This window comes from Hoeflea sp. EC-HK425, from assembly GCF_902498795.1.
Taxonomy (GTDB): Bacteria; Pseudomonadota; Alphaproteobacteria; order Rhizobiales; family Rhizobiaceae; genus Hoeflea; species Hoeflea alexandrii.
Genome location: NZ_LR701572.1, coordinates 587150 through 609311 on the forward strand (window position 1 = coordinate 587150; position 22162 = coordinate 609311).

The window sequence follows — 22162 nt, forward strand, 5'->3', positions numbered from 1 at the left end:
TGATGGTCTGATCAAGTCGGTGCTTACTGTGTGAAGTCTATCAGCCAATCCTTAACCGCCGATTGACCGCGGCAAAGGGGAAGGCAAGCGGCTTTTCATTCGCGTCAGTTGCGCTACAACACAGACGATTCCGGAGTGCCGCAGATGAAGAACGAGACCAAGCCTGTCGATGCGCTGAGCGAGGCGGAGGCAAAAGCCGAACTTGAGCGGCTCTTGACCGAAATCGGCCGCCATGACGAGGCCTATCATACCCAGGACGCGCCGATCATCGCCGACGCCGACTATGATGCGTTGAAGCGGCGCAACCTTGCCATCGAGGAGCGGTTTCCACATCTCAAGCTGGCTGAATCCCCTTCAGAAAAAGTCGGCGCCGCGGTTGCGGAGGGTTTCGGCAAGATCACCCACCGGGTGCCGATGCTGTCGCTCGACAATGCGTTTTCAGATGAAGACGTGCGCGACTTCGTCCATTCGATCTACCGGTTTCTGGGACAGTTGCCGGACAATTCGATTGCGTTGACCGCAGAACCAAAGATTGACGGGCTGTCGATGTCGATCCGTTACGAGGACGGCAAGCTGGTCTCGGCCGCCACCCGGGGCGACGGCACCACGGGCGAAAATGTCACCGCCAACGTGAAAACCATCTCCGAGATCCCCAACACGCTGCCTGCCGGCGCGCCCTCGGTGGTGGAGGTGCGCGGCGAGGTTTACATGGCGAAGGAGGATTTCCTGGCGCTGAACGAACGGATGGCTGCGGAAGGCAAGCAGACCTATGTCAATCCGCGCAACACCGCCGCGGGTTCGCTCCGCCAACTCGATGCCAAGGTGACCGCCAGCCGCAAGCTAAGGTTCTTCGCCTATTCCTGGGGCGAGATGTCTGAGATGCCGGCCGACACCCAGCATTCCATGATCGAGATCTTCAAAGACTGGGGCTTTCCGGTCAATCCGCTGACAAGGCGGCTCGAAAGCATCGAGGCGCTGATCGAGCATTACAACGAGATCGGGCTGGCACGCGCCGATCTGCCCTACGACATCGATGGCGTCGTCTACAAGGTCGACCGGCTGGATCTGCAGGCGCGGCTGGGTTTCCGCTCGCGCAGCCCGCGCTGGGCGATCGCGCACAAGTTCCCGGCCGAGAAGGCCTCGACGCGGCTGACAGCCATCGACATTCAGGTCGGGCGCACCGGCGCGCTGACGCCGGTGGCGCGGCTTGAACCGATCACGGTGGGCGGCGTGGTGGTGACCAATGCGACATTGCACAATGGCGAGGAGATTGAGCGACTGGGTGTCAGGATCGGCGACATCGTCCAGATCCAGCGTGCCGGTGATGTCATCCCGCAGGTGCTCGGCGTGGTCTCCTCGCCAGAGGACGCCGTCGCGTTTGAATTCCCCACCACCTGTCCGTGCGATCTGAAAACGCCGGTGATCCGCGAGGAAACCGCGGGCGGTGTGGAAGGCGTCATCCGCCGCTGCTCGGGGGAATTTGCCTGTCCGTTCCAGCGCAAGGAGCACCTGAAGCACTTCGTTTCGCGCAAGGCCTTCGACATCGACGGCCTGGGCGACAAGCAGATCGAGTTCTTCTACGACGACAGCCTGCTGCCGATCCGTCAGCCTGCCGACATCTTCACACTGAAGGCGCGCGACGAGGCCAACGGGCTGCAGCGCCTTAAGAACCGCGAAGGCTATGGCGAAACCAGCGCGCAGAAGCTGTTCGACGCGATTGATGCGGCGCGCACGGTTGCGCTGGACCGGCTGATCTTCTCGCTCGGCATCCGCCACGTCGGCGAACAGACCGCCAAGACGCTGGCGCGGGCCTATGGCGACTGGGCCTCGGTGCATGAGGCCGCGCTTGCGATTGCTGGCGGCGACAAGGCAGCCATCGAGGAGATGGACGCACTCGATGACATTGGTCCGGCGGTGGTGGAGGCCATCGGCCGCTTCTTCGGCGAGCCACACAATATCGGGATGGTGGACAGGCTCACCGAGCAACTCACGATCCTTGAAGCCGAAAAACCGGCGCAGGATTCCCCCGTCGCCGGCCTCACCGTCGTCTTCACCGGGGCGCTCGAGAAGATGACCCGCGACGAGGCCAAGGCGATGGCCGAACGGCTCGGCGCCAAGGTGGCGGGCTCTGTGTCGAAGAAGACCGACATCCTGGTGGCCGGCCCCGGCGCAGGATCCAAGCTTGCGAAAGCCCAGGAACTCGGCGTGCGCACCATGGACGAGGACGGCTGGTTCGAACTGGTCGGGTAGGGCGGCACTCTCCAATCGAACTCTCGGCGCTGGCCGCGGCGTGCCGGCGCTTCCTGTTCGTGGCGGGATGCCAACCCGGACGTGACAGCTGTGGCCGGAGATTGGTTCTTTAGAACTTGCAGTTCTGCTTAACGGCTTTTTGACACCCCTCGACCCATGATCAAGGCTGAGGGTTGGGACAAGACCCCGGGCGGAGCTGTTTGATGGACTATCCGAAAAATGCGACCGTGAAAGACGCCGACACCTGGAGGCGGGCTCTGGAAGTTGCGGGCCTGGGCGTCTGGGACTGGGATCTCAGGACAAACGTCACCCAGTATTCCGAGTCCTGGTGTCAAATGCTCGGATATCGACGCAAGGAGCTTCCAGCCAAGGAGGATCTGTTTCTTCTGCTGGTTCATCCGGAAGATCGCGCACGCGCAATCGAAAGCGGTGACCGGCATCTGGCCGGCAAGTGTGACAGCATCGAGACCGAGCTGCGGCTCCAACACAAGGATGGCCGCTGGGTCTGGGTGCTGGACAGGGGCGCCATTGTCGAACGGGACGAGGACGGACGTCCAACAAGAGTGATGGGTGTTCAGACCGACATTACTCAACAGAAAGAGGCCGAGCGAGACGCGAGCCTGACGAATGAGCGGTTCAAGCTTGCCCTTGCGGCCTCAGAGACCGGCATCTGGCATTTCGACGTGGGGCGCGAGGGAAGTTTCTGGGATGCCAAGACCTGCGAGATATTCGGGCTGGAGTCCCGTTCCCGAGAGATCGACAGCCACACCTGGGAGAGTTTCCTCCACCCCGAGGACAAGCTTGACGCGGAGCGCCAGCATATGGCGGCTATCTACAAGAACGAGGTGGTGAAGATCCCCTACCGGATCGTCAGGAAGGATGGCGAAGTCCGCCATGTGGAGACACTGGCAAAGTCCCTGCAGAGCCAAGGAAGCGCCGGATATCTGGTCGGTACGATCAAGGATGTCACCGAGGAGATCAGGGCCGCGCGCGCGCTCTACGCCGAAAAGGAGCGGTACCAGATCACCCTGGGGGCGATCAGCGATTCCGTGATCAGCACGGATGTCTCTGGGGTGATAAATTTCGCCAATCCGTCCGCGCTGGGGATGCTGTCGGTGGACCATGACGCTTTGATAGGCTCGAACATCTTCCGATTGTTCCGAAACGATGCAGCGATACAGAGTGTCGATCTGGATTGCGGGGATGACTTCAAGAACGGCGTGACCCTGGAAATCTATTCCGAACTGTACCGGTGCAAAAGCCGTCCCATCCTCTCCGCTTCGGGTGACAGCTGTGGCAATGTCTACACGTTCCAGAACATTTCGGAGGAAACGCGCCGGCAGCAGCAACTGGCCTATGCGGCCCATCATGATGCGCTGTCCGGGCTGTACAACAGGATTGCCTTTGACGGCGCGCTGGAAAAGGCCATTGCGAATGTAGCGACGACGGCTTTTGCCATCCTCTATCTGGATCTCGACCACTTCAAGGCGCTCAACGACTTTGCCGGTCATGCTGCCGGAGATGAAGCATTGAAGGCGATCGCTGCCAGCGTCGCCGATATCCTCCCCGAAAAGGCGATCTTTGCGCGTCTGGGCGGTGATGAGTTCGCCATACTGGTCTTTGGGACCGAGCGGGAGGAGCTCAAGAGAATAGCCGGCGAGACGATCGCTGCCGTGCAGGCGATTGATCTTGGCTACCGTGTCGGTGGTCCTCGCCTGGGATGCAGCATAGGCATCACCATCGTCAGCGATCCCTTCATTTCTGCTTCAGACGCGCTGGCGCAGTCGGATGACGCCTGTTACGCCGCCAAGTCTTCGGGACGAAACCGGGTCTCGTTTTTCAGTGAAGGCAAATCCAGGGCGACTTCGGGACTCTCCGCCGCACGTGAGGTCGCTGACCTGACGGAAGCGCTTGAGGAAAACAGGTTGATCCTGTTCGGCCAGGAGATTCAGTCAATCGAGCATTCCGGGCAACAGTGCGGGCGATTGGAGATCCTGGCAAGGTTGAGGGCGCGCGATGGCCGTATTGTCGGCCCGGATGGGTTCATTCCTGCCGCTGAACGCTTCGGGATGGCTCCGGTCCTCGACAGATGGATCTTCCGGAAAGCGCTTGCGGACCACGGTCCTCTGCTCAAGAAGCTGGATCTGAAAATCGGATTCAATCTGTCGGCTCAGACCCTGAGCGACCCAAGCCTCTGGTCCTTCATTCACGATGCCGCTCGTGAACATGGGACCGAGTTGTCACAGATCGCGTTCGAAATTACCGAAACGGCTGCTGTCACCAGTTTCGAGACCGCAAGCCGTTTTGTTCGCAGGGCGCGAGACCACGGATGCATGGTCTCGCTTGACGATTTTGGCTCGGGACTTTGCTCGTTCGACTATCTGCGCCGGTTTCCCATCAATTGCATCAAGATCGATGGCGCATTCGTTGAAAAAATTGTCGACAGCACCGTCGACAGGGCGATCATTGCCGCCGTCGTGGAGCTGGCCAGAAACCTTGGTTTTAATGTCGTGGCCGAGAAAATCGAGAATGAGGACATCATCACGCAGTTGCGCAAGCTGGGTGTGACACATGGCCAGGGCTTCCATCTGCATCGCCCGGAACCGCTGGACGACTATGTGACGCGTCGTTTGGGCTCGACGGAGCGACTGCAACAAGAAAGAAGGATCGCCTGAAGCCTTCGCACAGGCTTTCGGTTCAAGACGGGCGCCGACACGCGCGCACCGGCCGTTCTGTGCTGTCCGAGCCTGTTTGCCGGCCGCGGGGGTGTCTCAGACCAGCACAGCCCGCAACACCACGAAGATCACGCCAGACAGCACCGCGGCAGCCGGCACGGTGATCACCCAGGCGGCGATGATCTGCAGGAAGTGGGAGCGGCGGACGAGCTTGCGGCGGCGCTGATCGGCGAGGCGGGTGTTGCCGGCTTCGTCGCCGGACTTGTTGATCTTGTGACGGGCGACATAATCGGCCCTGCGGGTCGATTTCTCGGTGTACCATTCGCGGAAAAAGCCGACGCCGAAGACGGCGCCGACGGCGATATGGGTGGAGCTGACCGGAAGGCCGAGCCAGGAGGCGATGATCACGGTGATTGCCGCCGACAGCGCCACGCAATAGGCGCGCATGGGGTTGAGCTTGGTGATCTGGTTGCCGACCATGCGGATCAGCTTCGGGCCAAACAGCAACAGCCCGAGCGAGATGCCGACGGCGCCAACCGCCATCACCCAGAGCGGGATCACCACCTTGGGCGCGACTTCGCCAAGTTCGGCGGTGTGCACGATCGCGGCCAGTGGACCAACCGCATTGGCCACGTCATTGGCGCCGTGGGCGAAGGAGAGCAGGGCTGCCGAGAAGATCAGCGGCAGGCCGAAGAGTTTGCGCAGGGACTGGTTGCGGTTTTCCAGACCTTGGGCCTGGCGCGCAATCAGCGGTCTCGCGCCGAGCCAGCTCAGCACCGCAACGCCAAGCCCGATCAGCAGCGCCATTTCGAACGGGATGGCAACCAGTTTCTTGACGCCCTTGAGCGCCAGATAGGTGGCAAAGACGCCGGACATGACAGCAATCAGCACCGGCACCCAACGCCGGGCGGCGGCGATCTTGTCGTCCTGGTAGATGATGGCGGTCTTGATGAAGGCGAGGAAGGCGGCGGCGATCAGGCCACCCATGAAGGGCGAGATCACCCAGCTTGCGGCAATCGAGGCCATGGTCGGCCAGTTGACGGCGTCGACGCCGGCGGCGGCAATGCCCGCGCCCATGACGCCGCCGACAATCGAGTGGGTGGTGGAAACCGGCGCGCCGAGCCAGGTGGCGAGATGGATCCACATGGCGGCCGAAACAAGGGCCGCCATCATCGCGGAGATGAAGACGTTGGGATCGGAGACCGCGACCGGGTCGATGATGCCCTTGGAAATGGTCGAGACCACGTCGCCGCCGGCAATCAGCGCGCCGGCGCTTTCGAAGACCGCCGCAATGGCCAGCGCCACGCCGAGTGTCATCGCCTGTGATCCGACCGCCGGACCGACATTGTTGGCCACGTCATTGGCGCCGATGTTGAGCGCCATGTAGGCGCCGATCATGGCGGCGGCGATGATGGTCACCGCGCCGGGATGGCCGGTGACGAAGACCGCGGCAATGATGGCGCACAGGAAGATGAAGACGATCGCAAGACCCGGCGTGACGAAGCCGCGATTGAGAAGGCCGGTGGCCTCCTCCATCGTCGCGAACTTGTCGAGATCCTTGTCGAGGGTGGGCTTGCGGTAGGTGTCAGCCATGCGAGGTGATGCTTCCCGTTTTCCGGTGCGGATCCGGCGTCGGCCGAATGTGACAGTTCTGTGACTGCCGTCGATGAAGGTCCCGGCGGGTTCCGTCAAGCCGCAGCCCGGGCGTTTCAACGGATATTCATGCTTTTTGCCGATTTGAAGGCCGGCTTGGTGCTGTTTCTAGCGGCTGACGCCGATCTGCGTGCAGACGGCACTTCTTGTTATCCGCAACCAAAGCGCCGATAAGTCCCGGGCGATTGCTTTCGCATCGGTTGCCATGATCATCTGCCTTGGGCGAGGAGACACCATGTCCAGACTGTTCGAAGAACTCGACTACCGTCCGACGCCGATCGGGGCACTGGTGCTCAGGCGCAGGCACGAGGCGCGGCTCGGGGTCGACGTTCTCGAGATCAAGCTCGGCGACGAGCATCTGATGTCGGACCTGTTTACCGCGTCCGAGATTGCGTTGGCTCAACTGGGGCTGGCGGCCTGCGAAGGCGAGGGGCTCGACGTGGTGGTCGGCGGGTTGGGGCTTGGTTACACCGCCAGGGCGGCGCTCGACGAGCCGCGGACGGGATCCCTGATCGTCGTCGAATATCTCGAGGCGGTGATCGACTGGCACCAGACCGGCCTGCTGCCACTCGGACCCGAGCTTGTCGCCGATCCGCGCTGCCGGCTGGTGGAGGGGGATTTCTTCGCGATGGCCCGCAGCGAAGCCGGGTTCGACCCGGAGGCTCCGGGCCGCCTGTTTGACGCGATCCTGCTCGACATCGACCATTCCCCGGATGCGTTGCTTGATGCGCGCAGCGAGAGCTTCTACCAGCCCGAGGGCCTTCACAAGCTTGCCGCGCATCTCAAACCCGGCGGGATGTTCGGCCTGTGGTCGGACGAGCGGACCGACGATGCGTTTACCGGCCGGCTCTCAGCCGTGTTTGCACACGCCTGGGCCGAACCGGTGACATTTCACAATCCGTTGCAAGACAAGCCATTCACTCAGACGGTCTATCTGGCGCGCAAATCATCAGGCTGAAAAACCTGGCATGCCTGCCCAAGCTAGTTTGGGCTCATCGCCTCGCGCACCTTCTCGCGGGCTTCGGCGACGGCGCGGACCAGTTCGCTGGAAGCCTTGCCGCGTTTCTGGACAAGATAGGCGTCCATGCGCGCTTCGAGATCCCTCAGCCTTTCGGTTTTTTCGTCAGATTTCGAGTGAGAATCGTCCCACATGAGAAACATTGGTTTCCTCCGGTTGAATTGAATTACGACTGGGATGACATCTGGCGGCGGGAGCCCACCAGGATGCGTTCGTAACGGCTGATCTGATCGCGAAGCTTCAGGCGCATCTTCTTGAGGATCTTGACGCGGATGGTGTCGGGCCTGGGGCGTGAATGTTCAGCGTCAATCTTGGCCTCAAGAATTCCGTGCCTGGTGCGCAGTGCATTCAGTCGTGCGATCATGAACTTCTCCTGTGCTTGGTTACAACACCAAGATGGGAAGGATCGCTTGATAGTTCAAATCGATTGTTTATATGTCACTCATAGATTTTCTCTATGAGGTTGCCTTGTCCTATCGCCCCAGCCATCGCCAGCTGCAGTATTTTGTCGCCGTCGCACAGAAGGGGCACTTCCTCGAGGCCGCCCGGGCCTGCAATGCCTCGCAACCGACGCTTTCAACGCAGCTCAAGCTTCTCGAAGACCAGCTCGGCGTGGTTCTGATCGAGCGGGGCGGCGCAACAGCGGTTCCGACCGCGGCGGGCGCCCGGCTTCTGCCGCTTGCCAGGACGATCCTGTCCGGTCTCGACGAGTTCGTCGAAATGGCCAGCGTGGATGCGGACAATCTCGGCGGGCTGGTCCGGCTCGGCGTTGCGCCGACATTCGGACCTTATTTCCTGCCGCATTACCTGCCGCAACTTCACAGGCTGTATCCGGCACTGGAGATCTATATCCGCGAGGATCGCCCGAACACTCTCGAGAGTGACCTGAGAGACGGCAAGCTCGACTGCATCATGACGCCGATGCCGCTTGCCACCGAGGGGTTTGATGCGATGCCGTTCTGCGTCGAGAAGATCTTCCTCGGTGTTCCGAACGAACACCCGATCGCCGATCGCCGGAGCATCGGTACCACGGACCTTGCTGGCGAGAAGCTGCTGACCCTCGGCCGGGGCCACCGGCTGTTCGAGCAGGTGTTGAGGCTGTGTGATGTCAGCGGGGCGCAGATGCGAAGCGACTATGAGGGAACAAGCCTCGATGCCCTGCGCCAGATGGTGTCTATTGGAATGGGGCTTTCGCTGTTCCCGAGCGCCTATGTCAGTTCCGAATTCGAGCGTGAAACAGGGATCACACTCTTCGAATTGTCCGATCTGCCGCTTGACCGGCAGATCGGCCTGGCCTGGCGCAGAAATTCTGTCCGGTCGGATCATTTCCGGCTCTTGTGCGAAGAAGCGCGGAAAGCTGTTTCCATGATGTCCGTCAAAGGGATGACAACCGCCTGACCACGGTCTGGCAGCAAAGGTTAACATCCGACTGCGAAGTGTTTCAGTAAGCGCTTAAGTGGGACTTAAGCCGGCTCGTGCTGGTATCGCCGGAAAACGGACAGTGGCCAAATGGCCCCAAGCGGCGAAGACAGATCTCCATGATGATGATTCTCGACTGCGTGGTCGACAAGCACAATATCTGGCTGGTTGTTGTGGCGGCCATCGTTTGCGCAGCGGGCTCCTGGGCAATCATCTGCCTGTTCGAGCGGGCGTCACGCACAACCGGGATGCAGCGGGCGGGATGGCATTTTCTGACCGCCGTGGCGGCCGGCGCAGCGATCTGGTGTACCCACTTCATTGCCATGCTGGCCTATCAGCCTGGCGCGCCGGTGTCTTTCGATCCGCTGATGACAATCATCTCGCTGCTTGTCGCCATAGTCGGGGCTGGGTCGGGCTTTCTCTTGGCGGCCAGCGGCACAAGGCGTCATGCGCCGGCACTTGGCGGTGCAATGGTCGGCATGGCGATCGCGGTGATGCATTACACCGGGATGATGGCGTACCGGGTACAGGGCATCATAACCTGGGACAAGGCCTATCTGCTTGCGTCGATTGTTCTTTCGGTCGGCCTGTCGGCGGCGGCAGTTCATGTCGCCTTGCGAAGATCCATGCGGTTGAGCAGGTCTGTGTCCGCCGCGGTTCTCTTCCTTGCGATCGTCAGCCTTCATTTCACCGGAATGACGGCGTTCAGGGTAACGCCGCTACTTGTCGACAATTCCTTCTCCAACCCGGCAGCCATGCAGGCACTGGCTCTGGCGGTGGCGATCGTGGCGCTGGTCATTGTCGGTGCGGGTCTGGCCAGCTACATGATTGATGACAGTGCCCGCACGGAATCGCTCGACCAGTTGCGCCACATGGCGCTCAATGACAGCCTGACCGGCCTGCCCAATCGTGCAAGCTTCGCCGACCGGCTCGATCACGAGATCGACATTGCAAAGGAGACCAACGGCAAGGTGGCGCTGATCGGCATCGATCTCGACCGCTTCAAGGAGGTCAATGACCTGCGTGGCCATGGTGTCGGCGACATGCTTTTGCGCAGTCTGGGAAAACGGCTGATGGAGCTCTCGCGCGAAGGCGAGTTCGTAGCGCGGACCGGCGGCGACGAGTTCACCGCGATCCAACGCTATGTCGACCAGGCCCAGCTTGAGGATTTTCTGGCGCGGCTGAAGGCAGCCCTCTTCGAGCCGGTCAAGGTGCTTGATCTTGAAATCACGCCGGGGGCCAGTCTCGGTGTGGCGCTCTATCCGGACAATGCAGCCACCCAGGAAAGCCTGATCAACAATGCCGATCTGGCCATGTATCGGGCCAAGGCCGATCTCGCTCACCATGTCTGCTACTATGACCAGTCCATGGATGACGTGGTCCGGGCCCGCCGCTGCCTGGTCAATGACCTGCGCGCGGCAATCGACAACAATCAGCTTGCCGTTCATTACCAGGTGCAGACCTCGGTCTCGACAAACCAGATCCGCGGTTTTGAGGCTCTGCTGCGCTGGAACCACCCGGAGCACGGTTTTATTCCGCCTTCCCAGTTCATTCCGCTCGCCGAGGAAAACGGGTTGATCGTGCAACTGGGGGAATGGGTGCTCAGGCAGGCCTGCACGGATGCTGCCTCCTGGACGCCGCCTTACAAGGTGGCGGTCAATCTGTCTCCGGCCCAGTTTGCCCATGCCGACCTTCACAAGCTGATCATTGAAGTTCTGATGTCGACGGGCCTGGCAGCCAACCGGCTCGAACTGGAACTGACCGAATCGACCATCTTCCAGGACAAGGAACGGTCGTTCAGCGTGCTGCGGCAGATCAAGGCGCTGGGCGTCAACATCGCGCTTGACGATTTCGGTACCGGCTATTCGTCACTCGAGATGCTGCGGTCCTTCCCTTTCGACAAGATCAAGCTCGACCGCTCTTTCATCAACGAGGCCGAGGACAGTCTTCAGGCCAAATCGATCATCCGGGCTGTGCTGACGCTTGGAAAGAGCCTTGAGATCCCGATCCTCGCCGAAGGCATCGAGACGGAGGGTCAATTGTCGTTGCTCGGTGAAGAGGGATGCGATGAGGCACAGGGGTTTCTGCTGGGAAGGCCGATTCCGATCGGCATGCTGGTTGAAAGCGGCCGTATCAGCCTGAACGCTGAAGCCGCCTCTGGACAGGGACCGCGGGTCAAAACCTCCATCCGATCAGAGCCCGGCGATGGTGAAGTGCCTGTGACCCTTTCGGCCTGATCGAGCGGAGGTTTGCTGGTCCCGGCGGTCTGGCGCATCAGCCCTGTTCAAGTTTCACATCAAACCTATTGAATTGACCGGTCAGTATCCCTGACCTATCGAGGGGATACAGGAGAGTCTTTCCATGTCCCCAACCCGGTCGGAGTTTTTTCAGGGCGTTCGCGCCAGCCTGCCTATTGTTGCCGCAGCCGCGCCGTTCGGCATGCTGTTCGGTGCACTGGCCGTCGACAACGGTCTGACGGTGGGCGAGGCGGTGCTGATGAGTGCGACCGTGTTCGCCGGGGCCAGCCAGATGGTCGGTCTCGAACTGTTCGGCGCCAACATAGCTCCCTGGATCGTGGTGCTGTCGGTGTTTGCGGTCAATTTCCGCCACGTGCTCTACTCGGCTGCGCTCGGCCGGCGGATCGGGTTGTTCAAGCCGTGGCAGAAGCCGATCGCATTCTTCTTTCTCACCGACCCCCAGTATGCAGCGTCCGAGGCGCGGGCTGACCGGAAACTCGCCCTGACCATGAGCTGGTATATGGGCATGGCCTTGCCGGTCTATGTGCTCTGGATTGCCGAGGCCTATATCGGCGGCGTGTTCGGCAGCCTGATCACCGACCCGGGGGCTCTCGGCATCGATTTCCTGCTGCCGATCTACTTCCTCGGGTTGGTTCTGGGTTTCCGGGCGCGGCCCAACTGGCTGCCGGTGGTGATTGCCTCCGGGCTGGGGTCGATCCTTGCCTTCTACACGGTCGGCTCCCCCTGGCATGTTAGTCTCGGGGCGCTGGCAGGGGTGGCCGTCGCCATGCTGCTGCCGCCGCAAAGCCCGGAAGACGGGGAGATCGCGCCATGACGGGTGAGTTCCTCGGCCTGCCGATGACGGTCTGGACCATCATCGGCGCGGCGATCGTCACCTATGCGGCGCGGGCCGGCGGCCATCTGGTGCTGTCGCGGTTCCGGCGTATCCCGCCACGCATCGACGCGGCGCTCAATGCGGTGCCGGCTGCGGTTCTTGCCACGCTGGTCGCACCCGCTGCCGTGACCAGCGGACCGGCAGAAGCCGTGACGCTGGCCATCTGCCTGGCGATCGGTTTCAGGCTGCCGATGATGGCGATGTTCTGCATCGGCTGGGCGCTGATCGTGGCGCTGAGGGCGGCAGGGCTGTGATCCGCGGCTGACAGCGAAGCTTTCACATCGGCATGATCGCGTTCTTGAGCCAGACCAGCGCCGGATCATCTGTCAGCAGCGGTGAGAGTTCGTCGAAAACGCGGGCGTGATAGGCGTTGAGCCACTCCAGCTCAACCGAATCCAGCAGTTCTGGCAGGACCAGTCGCGTGTCGATGGGACACAGGGTCAGGGTCTCTAAGCCGAGCATCGGCCTGTCGCCGCCGTCGATGGCCTGCGGCTCATGCACCACCACCAGGTTCTCGATGCGGATGCCAAAGGCGCCGTCACGGTAGTAGCCGGGTTCGTTGGACAGGATCATGCCGGGCAGCAGTTCCTGGGTTCCGCGCCGCGAGATCGATTGCGGGCCTTCATGCACGGAGAGATAGCTGCCGACGCCGTGACCGGTGCCATGGGCGAAATCGACGCCGGCCTTCCAAAGCGCGATGCGGGCAAAGGGATCTAGGTCGAGGCCGCGGGTGCCTGGAGGAAAGCGAAGCATGCTGATCGCGATCATGCCCTTGAGGACCAGCGTGAAAAACCGCTTCTGCTCATGGGGGACCTCGCCCACTGCAATGGTGCGGGTGATGTCGGTGGTGCCGGCGGTGTACTGACCGCCCGAATCGATGAGCAGCATCTCGCCGGACTCGATCAGGCGGTTGGTGCGGGTGTTGACCCGGTAGTGGATGATCGCGGCATTGGGACCGCCGCCGGAGATCGTGTCGAAGGACAGCGCCCGGAGCGGCATCTGCATGGCTTCGCCGGTCGACCTGCGGGCCTCCTCAAGCCGTGTGGCGGCCGTGATTTCGTCGATCGAGCCGGGCTCCTGGTCATCAAGCCAGGCCAGAAACCGCACCATCGCGGCGCCATCCTGCCGGTGTACGGACGCGCTGCCGGCAATCTCCGCCGCGTTCTTGCAGGCGCGGGGCAGGCGGGCGGGATCGGGGGCACTGAGCACCGATCCGCCGGACTGTTCGATCAGTAACGAGACCGCATGCGGTGCGACGGCGGGATCGATCATGATTCGCGCGCCGGATTTGCCGAGCGCCATCAGCGCATCGTCAAAGCCAGATGGCGGCTCGAGATCGGCAAGCTGGGTGAGATAGGCTTCCGGTTCGATGCCGGTCTTGCGCTTGTCGATGAACAGCTGAGGCCGGCCCGAAGCCGGGATGATGGCGCGCGACAGCGGGTGCGGTGTCGATGGCAGATCCTCGCCGCGGATGTTGAAGCTCCACGCAACGCTGGACGGGTCGGCAAGAACCAGAGCGTCGGCTCCTGCTTTGGCTGCGGCTTGAGCCATCATCGCCAGCTTCTCTCCGGCCGGCACGCCGGCCAGGTCCAGCGGCTGCAGCGATACCGCGCCCAGTGGCGGTTGCGGCCGGTCGTCCCAGATGGCGTCGACCGGATTGCGCGGCAGGAACACCAGCTGTCCGTCGAGTGGTTTCAGGGCGTTTTCGAGGCGCAGCACCTCGCTTGTGGGCCAGGTCCAGGCGTCAATACCGAGCCTGAGGCCGGGGTGGTCTGCTGCCTCGACAAACGCGGCAAGTGGCGTTGCGACGCCATCCTGGTAATCGAAGACAGAGGGGTCGGTCTGCGCGCGAACCTGGTTGGTGTAGCGTCCGTCGACAAAGATATGGGCCTTGTCCTGCAGCACCAGCACCGATCCGGCGGAGCCGGTGTAGCCGGTCAGCCAGGCCAGCCGCTCGGCGCAGGCGGGTACATATTCACCCAGATACTCGTCGGAGCGCGGCACCGCGACGGCGTTGACGTCCCAGTCGGCAAAACGGGCCCGCAGGCGGGCAACGCGCCCGGCCGCCTGGTCCGGGGAAGAGAGCACTTCAAATTTCTGAAACATCATGGGATTCCTGCAAGCCGTACCTTGGTTCTCCTTATAGCAATCCCGGTCCGGATTGGGAGGCCGGGAAACGGATTCGATCCGACAGGACAGACGGACTGCCCGTTATCGTGCGCACAATCTCTGTGCGATGCAGTTTGCCGCCTAATTAGGCAGCAATTTGCATTGCTATTGGATTTGGTATGCGTCTTGTACATAGCTGCACTGCAACATAAGCTCTGCACATTCCGGGCGAAATCACTATCTTGGTTTGCAGGAGGACAGAACAATCACTTACCCAAAGGGGATTACCAAATGTCCGTGAACATCTTTCAGAACGCCTTCGACCGTCTCGTCAGCGCCCGCGAACGCCAGGTTCGCCGTTATGTAAACGGTGCGCTCCTGGCAATGGACGACGCACAGCTCAAGTCGATCGGCCGCACCCGCGAAGAACTTCAGCGCGAAGGCGCCCAGGCGTACTTCTTCTAAGCCTTGCCGGTTGCGCCATGACGGCGCCTTGAACCGATATCAATGCAAACGGCTCCTTCGGGGGCCGTTTTTGTTTTTGCGGGTATGTTCTTGTGGAATCCGGTGATCGATTGCGCGTCAATTAAGGTGGATCGTTACCCAGCCATTGCGCCAGAGGGTTTTGACATGGCGCATGCCCTGGCCCCTGAAGGCTGCGAGAACCTGCCAGCGCTGGCTTGCCAGTATGCCTGACAAGATCACCGAGCCGCCGGGGGCGAGGTTGCGCTTGATGTCGGGCGCCATGCGCATCAGCGGCCGGGCGAGGATATTTGCGATGATCAGCCCGAACGGACCGGCATCGGAAAAGGCGGTCGAATGAAATCCGGTTGCGGTGACGCAGCGGATCTGGGCGGCCCGGTGGTTGTGGCGGACATTCTCGCGGGCGACGCGGGTGGCGACCGGGTCGATGTCGGTGGCCAGAACCCGGACCGGGCCGAGTTGGGCTGCGGCGAGGGCAAGAACTCCGGAACCGGTTCCCAGATCGAGCACTGCACCGGTCCCGCGCGGACCGCCAGGGCTGGCACGCATGACCATCTCGATCATCTCGAGGCAGCCGGCGGTGGTGCCGTGATGACCGGTGCCAAAGGCCTGTCCGGCCTCAAGCTCGATGGCGAGATCATTGGGGCGCACTGCGTCTCGGTCATGCGAGCCGTGCACGAGAAAGCGCCCGGCACGCACAGGTTTGAGCCCTTCGAGCGATTTGGCGATCCAGTCGGTTTCGCCAAAGGCCTCGAGGTCGATCGTGGCATCGGGAAACACGTCGGCAATGCAGGCGGCAATCCGGTTTCGCAGGGTTTCGTCCGGTTCGCCGGGGGCGTAGACGGAAACCTCCCAGATCCCGGCGTCCTCGTCGATTTCCATGGTGGTCAGTGGTAGGCCTTCATCCTCGAAGGCCGCGTCGAGCAGATCCAGGCCGCGCTGTGCTCCGGCTTCGTCGGTGCGGAAATAGTATCTGTGGTCGCTCACGTCCGCTTCTTTCCTTCATCGGTTGCGGCCTGGGCGGCGGCCGTCTCTTCTGCCTTGCGGGTGGTCTTGCTGGCTGCCGCGGCGCGGGCTTCATCCTTTGGCTGGGCGAAGCTCAGGATCCTGTCATTCTGACCGGGCGAGTTTGATGCGGCGGTGGCAAACGAGATCGCGCCCGAAGGCTTGACCCACAACAGGATCATGGCACCGTCGGGTCGGCTTGCCTTGTAGTCTTCCCAGCTGAACTCGTCGGTCAGACGGGTGAGCTGAAAGGTCCAGCCCTGCAGCAGTTTTTCCCGAAGGTCGAGAAAACTGACCGGCTCCCTGGTCAGCGAGCGGCCGCCCAGCGTGAAGCTGAGCGCCTGGCGGGCCTTTTCGTCGACGCGGCCGATCTGGAACACATGGCTGCGGCCCAGTTCCGGACCGAAATCCGTGCAGACAAGCGCATTGTAGGCGTCGTTGTCGCCGGTGGCGATGAGGTTTGAAAACCGCTTCGGATCGATGCTGTGATGGGCCGCTTCGGACAGGACCTCGCCGAAATAGACCGGGATGTTGGCCAGCCGCGCCTCGGCGAGATGGTTCCAGTTCTGGTCGGCAAGCATCACCGGCACATCGGCTTCCTTGAGCTTGACGGCGAGCGCTGTCGACCAGCGCGAACCACCGACAATCAGAATACCGGGCTTGGAGGCCTTCTTGAGGCCGAGAAAACTTGCCAGCGGCGCCAGTGTGAAGCCATGCAGCACGATGGTTGTGACCACCACGGCGAAGGTGAAGGCGACCATGCGGCCCGCGTCCTCGACGCCGACATCGGCCAGCAGCGTGCCGAAGAGACCCGAGACGGCAACAGCGACAACGCCGCGCGGCGCGATCCAGGCGCTGAGCAGGCGCTCCTGGAAAGTGGCTCCGGAGCCTATGGTGGCCAGCATGATGGCGACCGGACGGATGACGACAAGCAGGGCCGCGACAAACAGCGCGGCCCGCCAGTCGAGCGAGCGGATCTCGTCGAGACTGAGCGAGGCGGTGAGGATGATGAACACGCCGGAGACCAGCAGGGTGGTGATGGTTTCCTTGAAACGGCGCATGTCGGTGAGCGAGGCGATGCGGCTGTTGGCCAGTACGACGCCCATCACGGTCACTGTCAGAAGGCCGGATTCCTCAAGCACCGAATTGGTCGCGGCATAGACGGCCACCACGGAGGCGAGCAGCACAGGCGCCTTGAGAAATTCGGGAACATGGCCGCGCACGAAGGACCAGACGATGAGCTTGGCTGCGGCGAAACCCAGGCCGATGGCCGCAATGAAGCCGCCGCCCAAGAGCAGGATCAGGTTGTCAGCCTCGTGCAGGCCGATATAGACGAGGATGATCTCGAAGGCGACCACGGCGAACAGGGCGCCGATCGGGTCGTTGACGATCGCTTCCCAGCGCAGCAGCGAGGCCGGGCGGGCATCAAGCTGGGCCTGGCGCAACAGCGGCATGATCACTGTCGGGCCGGTAACCACGAGAATGGCGCCGAGCACGATTGCCGTGGGCCAGCTCAGGCCGCCGATGTAGTGAGCGGCAAGCGCCGACATGCCCCAGGTCAGTGGTCCGGCATACATGATGATGCGGCGGACGGCGGTGGAGGTTTCGCGGATTTCCTTGAAATTGAGCGTCAACCCGCCTTCAAACAGAATGATCGCAACGGCGATCGAGACCATCGGCCGGTAGATCGAACCGAAATCGGCAGCCGGATCGAGAAATCCGGTCGCCGGGCCGGCAATGAAACCTGCCGCGAGCAGCAAGACGATGGCCGGAAGCTGCAGCCGCCAGGCAAACCATTGCGCGGCGATGCCGGCGGCTCCGATGACGGCAAGTTTGAGAACGATGTCGTCCATGTCTGTCCCCTCTGGCGCCGCCCCTGGCGCTGGTTACGGTTTGATCAGGTTCTCAAGCTTGGTTATGGCGATGTCGGGATTTTCGCCCCAGGCGATGGTTCCCTTGAAGCGGCCTTGTGGATCCAGCAGGAATACCGATGCGGTGTGATCCATGGTGTATTCGCCATCGGGGTCGGCCGCATCGATCGGCACCTTCTTGGCGTAGACGTTGAATCCCTTGATAACGCCGGAAACGTCATCGGGTTCCCCCGAGATGCCGATGATCCGGTCGCTGACCCCTGAGACGTAGGATCCAAGCAGTTCAGGCGTGTCGCGCTCGGGATCGACGGTTATGAAATAGGCACCGATCTTGCCGCCATCCGGATCGACCTGCCTGAGCCACCCGTCGAGTTCGAACAGGGTGGTAGGGCAGATTTCCGGGCAATGGGTGAAGCCGAAAAAAATCGCCGTCGGGCGTCCGCGGAAAGCGGTCTCGGTGATGGGCTCACCGTTCTGATCGACAAGCTCGAACGGCACGCCGTAGGGTTTGCCTGACAGTTCGTTTTCGGTCCGCTGCCATTCATAGGTCAACCAGCCGAGCGCCACAGCCATGGCCGCGACAAGAACCCAAAGGACAAGGCGTATGGTTTTCATCGATGTCTCCAGTAAGGTTGCCGCAGGCTGGCGGCAGATGCCTCATGCAGTTGAAATGGCAAGTGGGCTTGAGTGTGCGCAATCTATATCAGAGGCACCAGGCCAGACCATTGGCGGCAAACGCCTCGAGCAGGGCCGGTCCGTTTGACTGCCAGGCGGCAAAAACCAGACCTGTCACCATGGCCGCAGCGACAAGGCCGAGTGCGCGGTAGACAAATACCCCGTTTGACCCGGTTCGGGTCTGATATGTTTGGCGCCTGAGCGCGGTCCGTGCGGTCATGTCCACTATCTAGAGCCGATCAGGTCCGAAGGGAAGAGGTTTGATGGCACGGAGAACGCGCCGTTGACGCGCTGATGCGAGCACCGGATCTGCGGTCTGTGGTTGGAATGCGCACGGTGTCTGTCCGCATGCGTCTTGGCGAAACGTCATGGTTTGGCTTGCTTCTTTCATTTGTCACGTCAAGGACCCATATTTTCATTTGTCACGTCAAGGACCCATATCGGGATGGTCAGTTTACAGAACACGCTTTGTGGAACACCCCGCCTGCTGGCGCGTTTCACAGGTTAAGGAGAAAATACATGATCCACAGCACGCGCATCCGTTCAATCCTGTCCGCCGGTCTGGTTGCTGCGAGCTGTCTCGCCGCGCCGCTGCTGGCAAGCCCGGCGTCCGCCGAGCAGGTCGGAGAGGTCGGGGTTGACTGGCTCGGCAACGACATCCTGATCGATGCGGTGAGCGACCCCGAGGTTGCGGGCGTGACCTGCCACGTCGCCTATTTCGACCGCGGTGTCATCGACAGGCTGCAGAAGGGCAACTGGTTCGAGGACCCCTCCAACGCCTCCATCGCCTGCCGCCAGACCGGCCCGATCAGCATCGGCGACATCGATCTGGATGAGAACGGCGAAGTGGTGTTCAAGGAATCACGCTCGCTGATATGGAAGTCGCTGGTGGTCAACCGGATCTACGACAAGAAAAACGACACGCTGATCTACCTGGTCAATTCGCAGCAGGTGCAGGACGGCTCGGCCAAGATGAACATCTCGACGGTGCCGCTCTACGGCCAGGACGTCACCTGGAGAAACGGCAAACCGTAAGCCGTCCGCCTTCGGTTTGCGGGTACTTGATCTCGGTCATGCTGATGTGACGGGATTTGTGGTTCTGTCTGTCTGTCCATCGCATTTCTTGTGCGGCAGGCGAGCAAACCGCATCCGTTTCAAAGGCAGACATTCACGTGACAAAAGGCAGGCCTGAAAACCCGCATGCGCTTTCCGTGGCAGATGTCGCCGTCCGGCTGGAGACCGATCCCGAAGCAGGGCTGAGCCATCGGGACGTGGGTCAGCGGCTAAGCGCGCACGGTCCCAACCAATTGCGCCGCCAAAAGACCAAGAGCAGCCTTGCGATCCTCGCGCATCAGTTCAGCAGTGTCATCGTCTGGCTGCTGGCAGCGGCGGCGCTGATGTCCTTTCTGCTAGGTGACATTGCCGAAGGCGGCGCCATCATCGTGGTGCTGTTGCTCAACGGCGCCATCGGTTTCTTTACCGAGCTCCGGGCCGCGCGGTCGATGGAAGCGCTGATGCGCATCGCCGAGATCAAGACCAGGGTGCGGCGGGACGGGCAGCAGCGGATGATCGATGCGCACGGGCTCGTGCCGGGTGATGTCGTCATTCTCGAGGCGGGTGACGTGGTGACGGCGGACCTGCGGATCAGCCGGGCCTCCAATCTCCAGGTCGACGAATCGGTGCTGACGGGCGAATCTGTCCCGGTTCTCAAGGCCGAGACAGCGACGGACCGCGAAGCGGTTCTGGGCGACCGGACTTCAATGGCGTTCAAGGGAACGGCAATCACGCAAGGGACCGGCGAGGGGCTGGTGGTGGCAACCGGAATGGCCACGGAGATCGGCCGGATCAGCGATCTCGTGCAAAGCGCGCAAAGCGAAGCGGCGCCGCTGGAGAGGCGGCTCGACAGGCTCGGCCACCGGCTGGTTTGGCTGACCTTCGTGCTTGCGGTGCTGACCATCAGTGCCGGCATTCTGCGCGGGCATGACGTGGTTGCGATGATCCAGACCGGCGTGGCGCTGGCGGTGGCGGCCGTGCCCGAGGGGCTGCCGGTGGTCGCCACGCTCAGCCTGGCGCGCGGCATGTGGCGGATGGCCCGGCGCAATGCGGTGATCACGCGGTTGTCCTCGGTTGAAACGCTGGGTGCAACCACGGTGATCCTGACAGACAAGACCGGGACGCTGACCGAAAACCGGATGACGGTGGTGGGTTATCTGGTCGAAGGGCGGGATGTTGGCCCTGAAGGTCATGGTGAAGGACACATCCTCAAAGCTGGCGATGCACGGCTCGATCCCGATGAAGACAAGGCGCTTGGCTGGGCGATCCGGATCGGCGCCCTGTGCACCAATGCGGAACTCGGTGATGGCGGCGAAGACGGGCATGCCGGCGATCCGATGGAGCTGGCATTGTTGCAGGCGGCAGTTCAAGCCGGGCTGTCCCGGTCCGAACTCCTCAAGGATTTTCCGGAAATCCGCGAGCATGCCTTCGATCCCGCCATACGGATGATGGCAACTGTCCATGAGGACGGGGACCGTTTCCTGATTGCGGTGAAGGGCGCGCCCGAGGCTGTCATCGACAGCGCCAAGTATGGTCTCGGCCCTGATGGTCCGCGCCCGCTGGATGCCGCCAGCCGCAAAGCCTGGAAAGACCGGAGTTCGAAAGCCGCGCAAGCCGGGAACCGGCTCCTCGGATTGGCGATGCAGCAAACTGAAAGCGGCGAGGCGGACCCCTATGCGGGCCTCACCCTGGTCGGGCTGGTCTGTCTCAACGATCCGGTGCGCGGGGATGTGCCGCCGGCAATCCGCGCGAGCCGCGCTGCCGGTGTCCGGGTCATCATGTTGACCGGCGACCACGCCGATACGGCTGCGGCGATCGCCCGGCAGGCGGGCCTTGGCGACGGCGATCTCAGCGTGATCGAAGGCCACGACATCAGCGGTATCGACCCTGATGCGATCAGTGAAGAGACCCGGCAACGGGTGTTGTCGGCTGATGTGTTCGCGCGCGTTGCGCCGGAAACCAAGCTGGTGCTGGTGTCGATCTTTCAGAAAGCCGGTCACGTGGTGGCCATGACCGGCGATGGCGTCAACGACGCGCCGGCGCTCAAGCAAGCCGATATCGGCATCGCCATGGGCAAGCGCGGCACCCAGGTTGCCCAGGAAGCAGCCCACATGGTGCTGCGCGACGATCGCTTTGCCACCATCATCTCGGCAATGCGGCAGGGCCGGGTGATCTTCGACAACATCCGCAAATTCGTGGTCTACCTGATGTCGTGCAATGTCAGCGAGGTGCTGGTTGTCGGTCTTGCTGTTGGCATAGGCCTGCCGATGCCGCTCTTGCCGCTGCAGATCCTGTTTCTGAACCTGGTCACCGATGTCTTTCCGGCGTTTGCGCTGGGGCTGGGGCGAGGCGACGGGGAGGTCATGCGCAAGCCGCCGCGCGATCCGAAGGAACAGATCCTGGACCGGGCGCGCTGGCGGCTCATCGCCGTGCTGGGGGCGCTGATCACCGTCGCCACGCTCGGCGCCTTCCTGCTGGCGCTCACCTGGCTGGCATTGGCGCCCGCAGCCGCCGTGACCGTGGCATTCCTGACGCTGGCGCTGGCGCAATTGTGGAATGTGTTCAACATGCGCGATGCCGATGCCGGGCTCATCAGCAACGACGTGACCCGCAACGCTTACGTCTGGGGTGCAATCGTGCTGTGCCTCGGACTGATCGGCTTTGCGGTGGGGCTGCCGACGCTCGCGAACCTCCTCGGCCTGCCCTGGCCGGGCCCGCAAGGCCTGGCGCTGGCGGCCGTCGCAAGCCTGGTGCCACTGGTGCTCGGCCAGGCGTGGCTGGCGTTCACTCGCCCTCGAAAGCGGTGAGGCGGCTCACCC

Annotated in this window: 18 protein-coding genes; 10 read left to right on the forward strand and 8 right to left on the reverse strand. The window is 62.2% G+C overall.

Annotated elements, in window-relative coordinates; genetic code table 11:
• Positions 1 to 144: 144 nt before the first annotated feature.
• Positions 145 to 2250 (forward strand): NAD-dependent DNA ligase LigA, encoded by a 2106-nt coding sequence (gene ligA / locus SPHINGO391_RS05670; RefSeq protein ID WP_152007916.1) that lies wholly within the window; start codon positions 145 to 147, stop codon positions 2248 to 2250.
• Between the two features lie 203 nt (positions 2251 to 2453).
• Positions 2454 to 4925: an EAL domain-containing protein gene (locus SPHINGO391_RS05675; protein ID WP_152007917.1), complete on the forward strand. Its 2472-nt coding sequence runs from the start codon at positions 2454 to 2456 to the stop codon at positions 4923 to 4925.
• A gap of 96 nt (positions 4926 to 5021) precedes the next feature.
• On the opposite strand, the gene SPHINGO391_RS05680 is transcribed toward SPHINGO391_RS05675, so the two are convergent.
• On the reverse strand, positions 5022 to 6518 hold the full coding sequence (locus SPHINGO391_RS05680) for an inorganic phosphate transporter (protein WP_152007918.1): 1497 nt from the start codon (positions 6516 to 6518) through the stop codon (positions 5022 to 5024).
• A gap of 295 nt (positions 6519 to 6813) precedes the next feature.
• Here SPHINGO391_RS05680 and SPHINGO391_RS05685 point away from each other — a divergent pair, with 295 nt between their 5' ends.
• Positions 6814 to 7536 (forward strand): spermidine synthase, encoded by a 723-nt coding sequence (locus SPHINGO391_RS05685; protein WP_152007919.1) that lies wholly within the window; start codon positions 6814 to 6816, stop codon positions 7534 to 7536.
• A 23-nt stretch (positions 7537 to 7559) separates the two neighbouring features.
• Here the strand turns inward: SPHINGO391_RS05685 and SPHINGO391_RS05690 are convergent, their stop codons facing one another.
• Both SPHINGO391_RS05690 and SPHINGO391_RS05695 read right to left on the reverse strand, forming a co-directional pair.
• On the reverse strand, positions 7560 to 7739 hold the full coding sequence (locus tag SPHINGO391_RS05690) for a hypothetical protein (protein ID WP_152007920.1): 180 nt from the start codon (positions 7737 to 7739) through the stop codon (positions 7560 to 7562).
• Positions 7740 to 7762: 23 nt separating this feature from the next.
• Entirely contained in the window at positions 7763 to 7960 is a 198-nt protein-coding gene (locus tag SPHINGO391_RS05695; protein WP_210385765.1) for a YdcH family protein, read from the reverse strand.
• A gap of 71 nt (positions 7961 to 8031) precedes the next feature.
• Between SPHINGO391_RS05695 and SPHINGO391_RS05700 the strand changes: the two genes are divergently transcribed.
• The 4 genes from SPHINGO391_RS05700 (at position 8032) to SPHINGO391_RS05715 (ending at position 12401) form a co-directional block, all read left to right on the forward strand.
• Complete coding sequence (locus tag SPHINGO391_RS05700; protein WP_244615122.1) at positions 8032 to 8994, forward strand: LysR substrate-binding domain-containing protein; 963 nt, start codon at positions 8032 to 8034, stop codon at positions 8992 to 8994.
• A gap of 140 nt (positions 8995 to 9134) precedes the next feature.
• Positions 9135 to 11252, forward strand: a complete 2118-nt coding sequence (locus tag SPHINGO391_RS05705; protein WP_152007921.1) for a bifunctional diguanylate cyclase/phosphodiesterase — start codon at positions 9135 to 9137, stop codon at positions 11250 to 11252.
• Between the two features lie 124 nt (positions 11253 to 11376).
• Complete coding sequence (locus SPHINGO391_RS05710; RefSeq protein WP_152007922.1) at positions 11377 to 12087, forward strand: AzlC family ABC transporter permease; 711 nt, start codon at positions 11377 to 11379, stop codon at positions 12085 to 12087.
• A gap of 17 nt (positions 12088 to 12104) precedes the next feature.
• Positions 12105 to 12401 (forward strand): AzlD domain-containing protein, encoded by a 297-nt coding sequence (locus SPHINGO391_RS05715; protein ID WP_193217407.1) that lies wholly within the window; start codon positions 12105 to 12107, stop codon positions 12399 to 12401.
• Positions 12402 to 12423: 22 nt separating this feature from the next.
• Here SPHINGO391_RS05715 and SPHINGO391_RS05720 read toward each other — a convergent pair whose 3' ends face one another.
• Positions 12424 to 14253, reverse strand: coding sequence for an aminopeptidase P family protein (locus SPHINGO391_RS05720; protein ID WP_152007924.1), 1830 nt, complete (start codon positions 14251 to 14253; stop codon positions 12424 to 12426).
• 294 nt (positions 14254 to 14547) lie between these two features.
• Here SPHINGO391_RS05720 and SPHINGO391_RS05725 point away from each other — a divergent pair, with 294 nt between their 5' ends.
• Positions 14548 to 14721: a hypothetical protein gene (locus SPHINGO391_RS05725; protein ID WP_193217202.1), complete on the forward strand. Its 174-nt coding sequence runs from the start codon at positions 14548 to 14550 to the stop codon at positions 14719 to 14721.
• Between the two features lie 117 nt (positions 14722 to 14838).
• Here the strand turns inward: SPHINGO391_RS05725 and SPHINGO391_RS05730 are convergent, their stop codons facing one another.
• From SPHINGO391_RS05730 to SPHINGO391_RS05745, 4 genes are all read right to left on the reverse strand, one after another.
• Positions 14839 to 15726 (reverse strand): 50S ribosomal protein L11 methyltransferase, encoded by an 888-nt coding sequence (locus SPHINGO391_RS05730; RefSeq protein ID WP_152007925.1) that lies wholly within the window; start codon positions 15724 to 15726, stop codon positions 14839 to 14841.
• Positions 15723 to 17597 (reverse strand): sodium:proton antiporter, encoded by a 1875-nt coding sequence (locus SPHINGO391_RS05735; RefSeq protein ID WP_152007926.1) that lies wholly within the window; start codon positions 17595 to 17597, stop codon positions 15723 to 15725. The genes SPHINGO391_RS05730 and SPHINGO391_RS05735 overlap by 4 nt, the downstream gene beginning before the upstream one ends.
• A 33-nt stretch (positions 17598 to 17630) precedes the next feature.
• Positions 17631 to 18230 carry an SCO family protein gene (locus tag SPHINGO391_RS05740; RefSeq protein WP_152007927.1) on the reverse strand — a complete coding sequence of 200 codons (600 nt, stop codon included), beginning with the start codon at positions 18228 to 18230 and terminating at the stop codon, positions 17631 to 17633.
• Between the two features lie 88 nt (positions 18231 to 18318).
• On the reverse strand, positions 18319 to 18510 hold the full coding sequence (locus SPHINGO391_RS05745) for a hypothetical protein (protein WP_152007928.1): 192 nt from the start codon (positions 18508 to 18510) through the stop codon (positions 18319 to 18321).
• Positions 18511 to 18809: 299 nt separating this feature from the next.
• On the opposite strand from SPHINGO391_RS05745, the gene SPHINGO391_RS05750 reads away from it, so the two are divergent.
• Positions 18810 to 19325 carry a CreA family protein gene (locus SPHINGO391_RS05750; RefSeq protein ID WP_152007929.1) on the forward strand — a complete coding sequence of 172 codons (516 nt, stop codon included), beginning with the start codon at positions 18810 to 18812 and terminating at the stop codon, positions 19323 to 19325.
• Between the two features lie 137 nt (positions 19326 to 19462).
• The gene (locus SPHINGO391_RS05755) at positions 19463 to 22150 is read left to right on the forward strand and encodes a cation-transporting P-type ATPase (RefSeq protein ID WP_244615123.1); all 2688 of its coding nucleotides are present in this window, start codon (positions 19463 to 19465) and stop codon (positions 22148 to 22150) included.
• Positions 22151 to 22162 lie beyond the last annotated feature (12 nt).

Coding starts and splice junctions, on each gene's coding strand:
- ligA (WP_152007916.1), top strand. CDS start 145: ATGAAGAACGAGACCAAGCCTGTCGATGCGCTGAGCGAGGCGGAGGCA.
- SPHINGO391_RS05675 (WP_152007917.1), top strand. CDS start 2,454: ATGGACTATCCGAAAAATGCGACCGTGAAAGACGCCGACACCTGGAGG.
- SPHINGO391_RS05680 (WP_152007918.1), bottom strand. CDS start 6,518: ATGGCTGACACCTACCGCAAGCCCACCCTCGACAAGGATCTCGACAAG.
- SPHINGO391_RS05685 (WP_152007919.1), top strand. CDS start 6,814: ATGTCCAGACTGTTCGAAGAACTCGACTACCGTCCGACGCCGATCGGG.
- SPHINGO391_RS05690 (WP_152007920.1), bottom strand. CDS start 7,739: ATGTTTCTCATGTGGGACGATTCTCACTCGAAATCTGACGAAAAAACC.
- SPHINGO391_RS05695 (WP_210385765.1), bottom strand. CDS start 7,960: ATGATCGCACGACTGAATGCACTGCGCACCAGGCACGGAATTCTTGAG.
- SPHINGO391_RS05700 (WP_244615122.1), top strand. CDS start 8,032: ATGTCACTCATAGATTTTCTCTATGAGGTTGCCTTGTCCTATCGCCCC.
- SPHINGO391_RS05705 (WP_152007921.1), top strand. CDS start 9,135: ATGATGATGATTCTCGACTGCGTGGTCGACAAGCACAATATCTGGCTG.
- SPHINGO391_RS05710 (WP_152007922.1), top strand. CDS start 11,377: ATGTCCCCAACCCGGTCGGAGTTTTTTCAGGGCGTTCGCGCCAGCCTG.
- SPHINGO391_RS05720 (WP_152007924.1), bottom strand. CDS start 14,253: ATGTTTCAGAAATTTGAAGTGCTCTCTTCCCCGGACCAGGCGGCCGGG.
- SPHINGO391_RS05725 (WP_193217202.1), top strand. CDS start 14,548: ATGTCCGTGAACATCTTTCAGAACGCCTTCGACCGTCTCGTCAGCGCC.
- SPHINGO391_RS05735 (WP_152007926.1), bottom strand. CDS start 17,597: ATGGACGACATCGTTCTCAAACTTGCCGTCATCGGAGCCGCCGGCATC.
- SPHINGO391_RS05740 (WP_152007927.1), bottom strand. CDS start 18,230: ATGAAAACCATACGCCTTGTCCTTTGGGTTCTTGTCGCGGCCATGGCT.
- SPHINGO391_RS05745 (WP_152007928.1), bottom strand. CDS start 18,510: ATGACCGCACGGACCGCGCTCAGGCGCCAAACATATCAGACCCGAACC.
- SPHINGO391_RS05750 (WP_152007929.1), top strand. CDS start 18,810: ATGATCCACAGCACGCGCATCCGTTCAATCCTGTCCGCCGGTCTGGTT.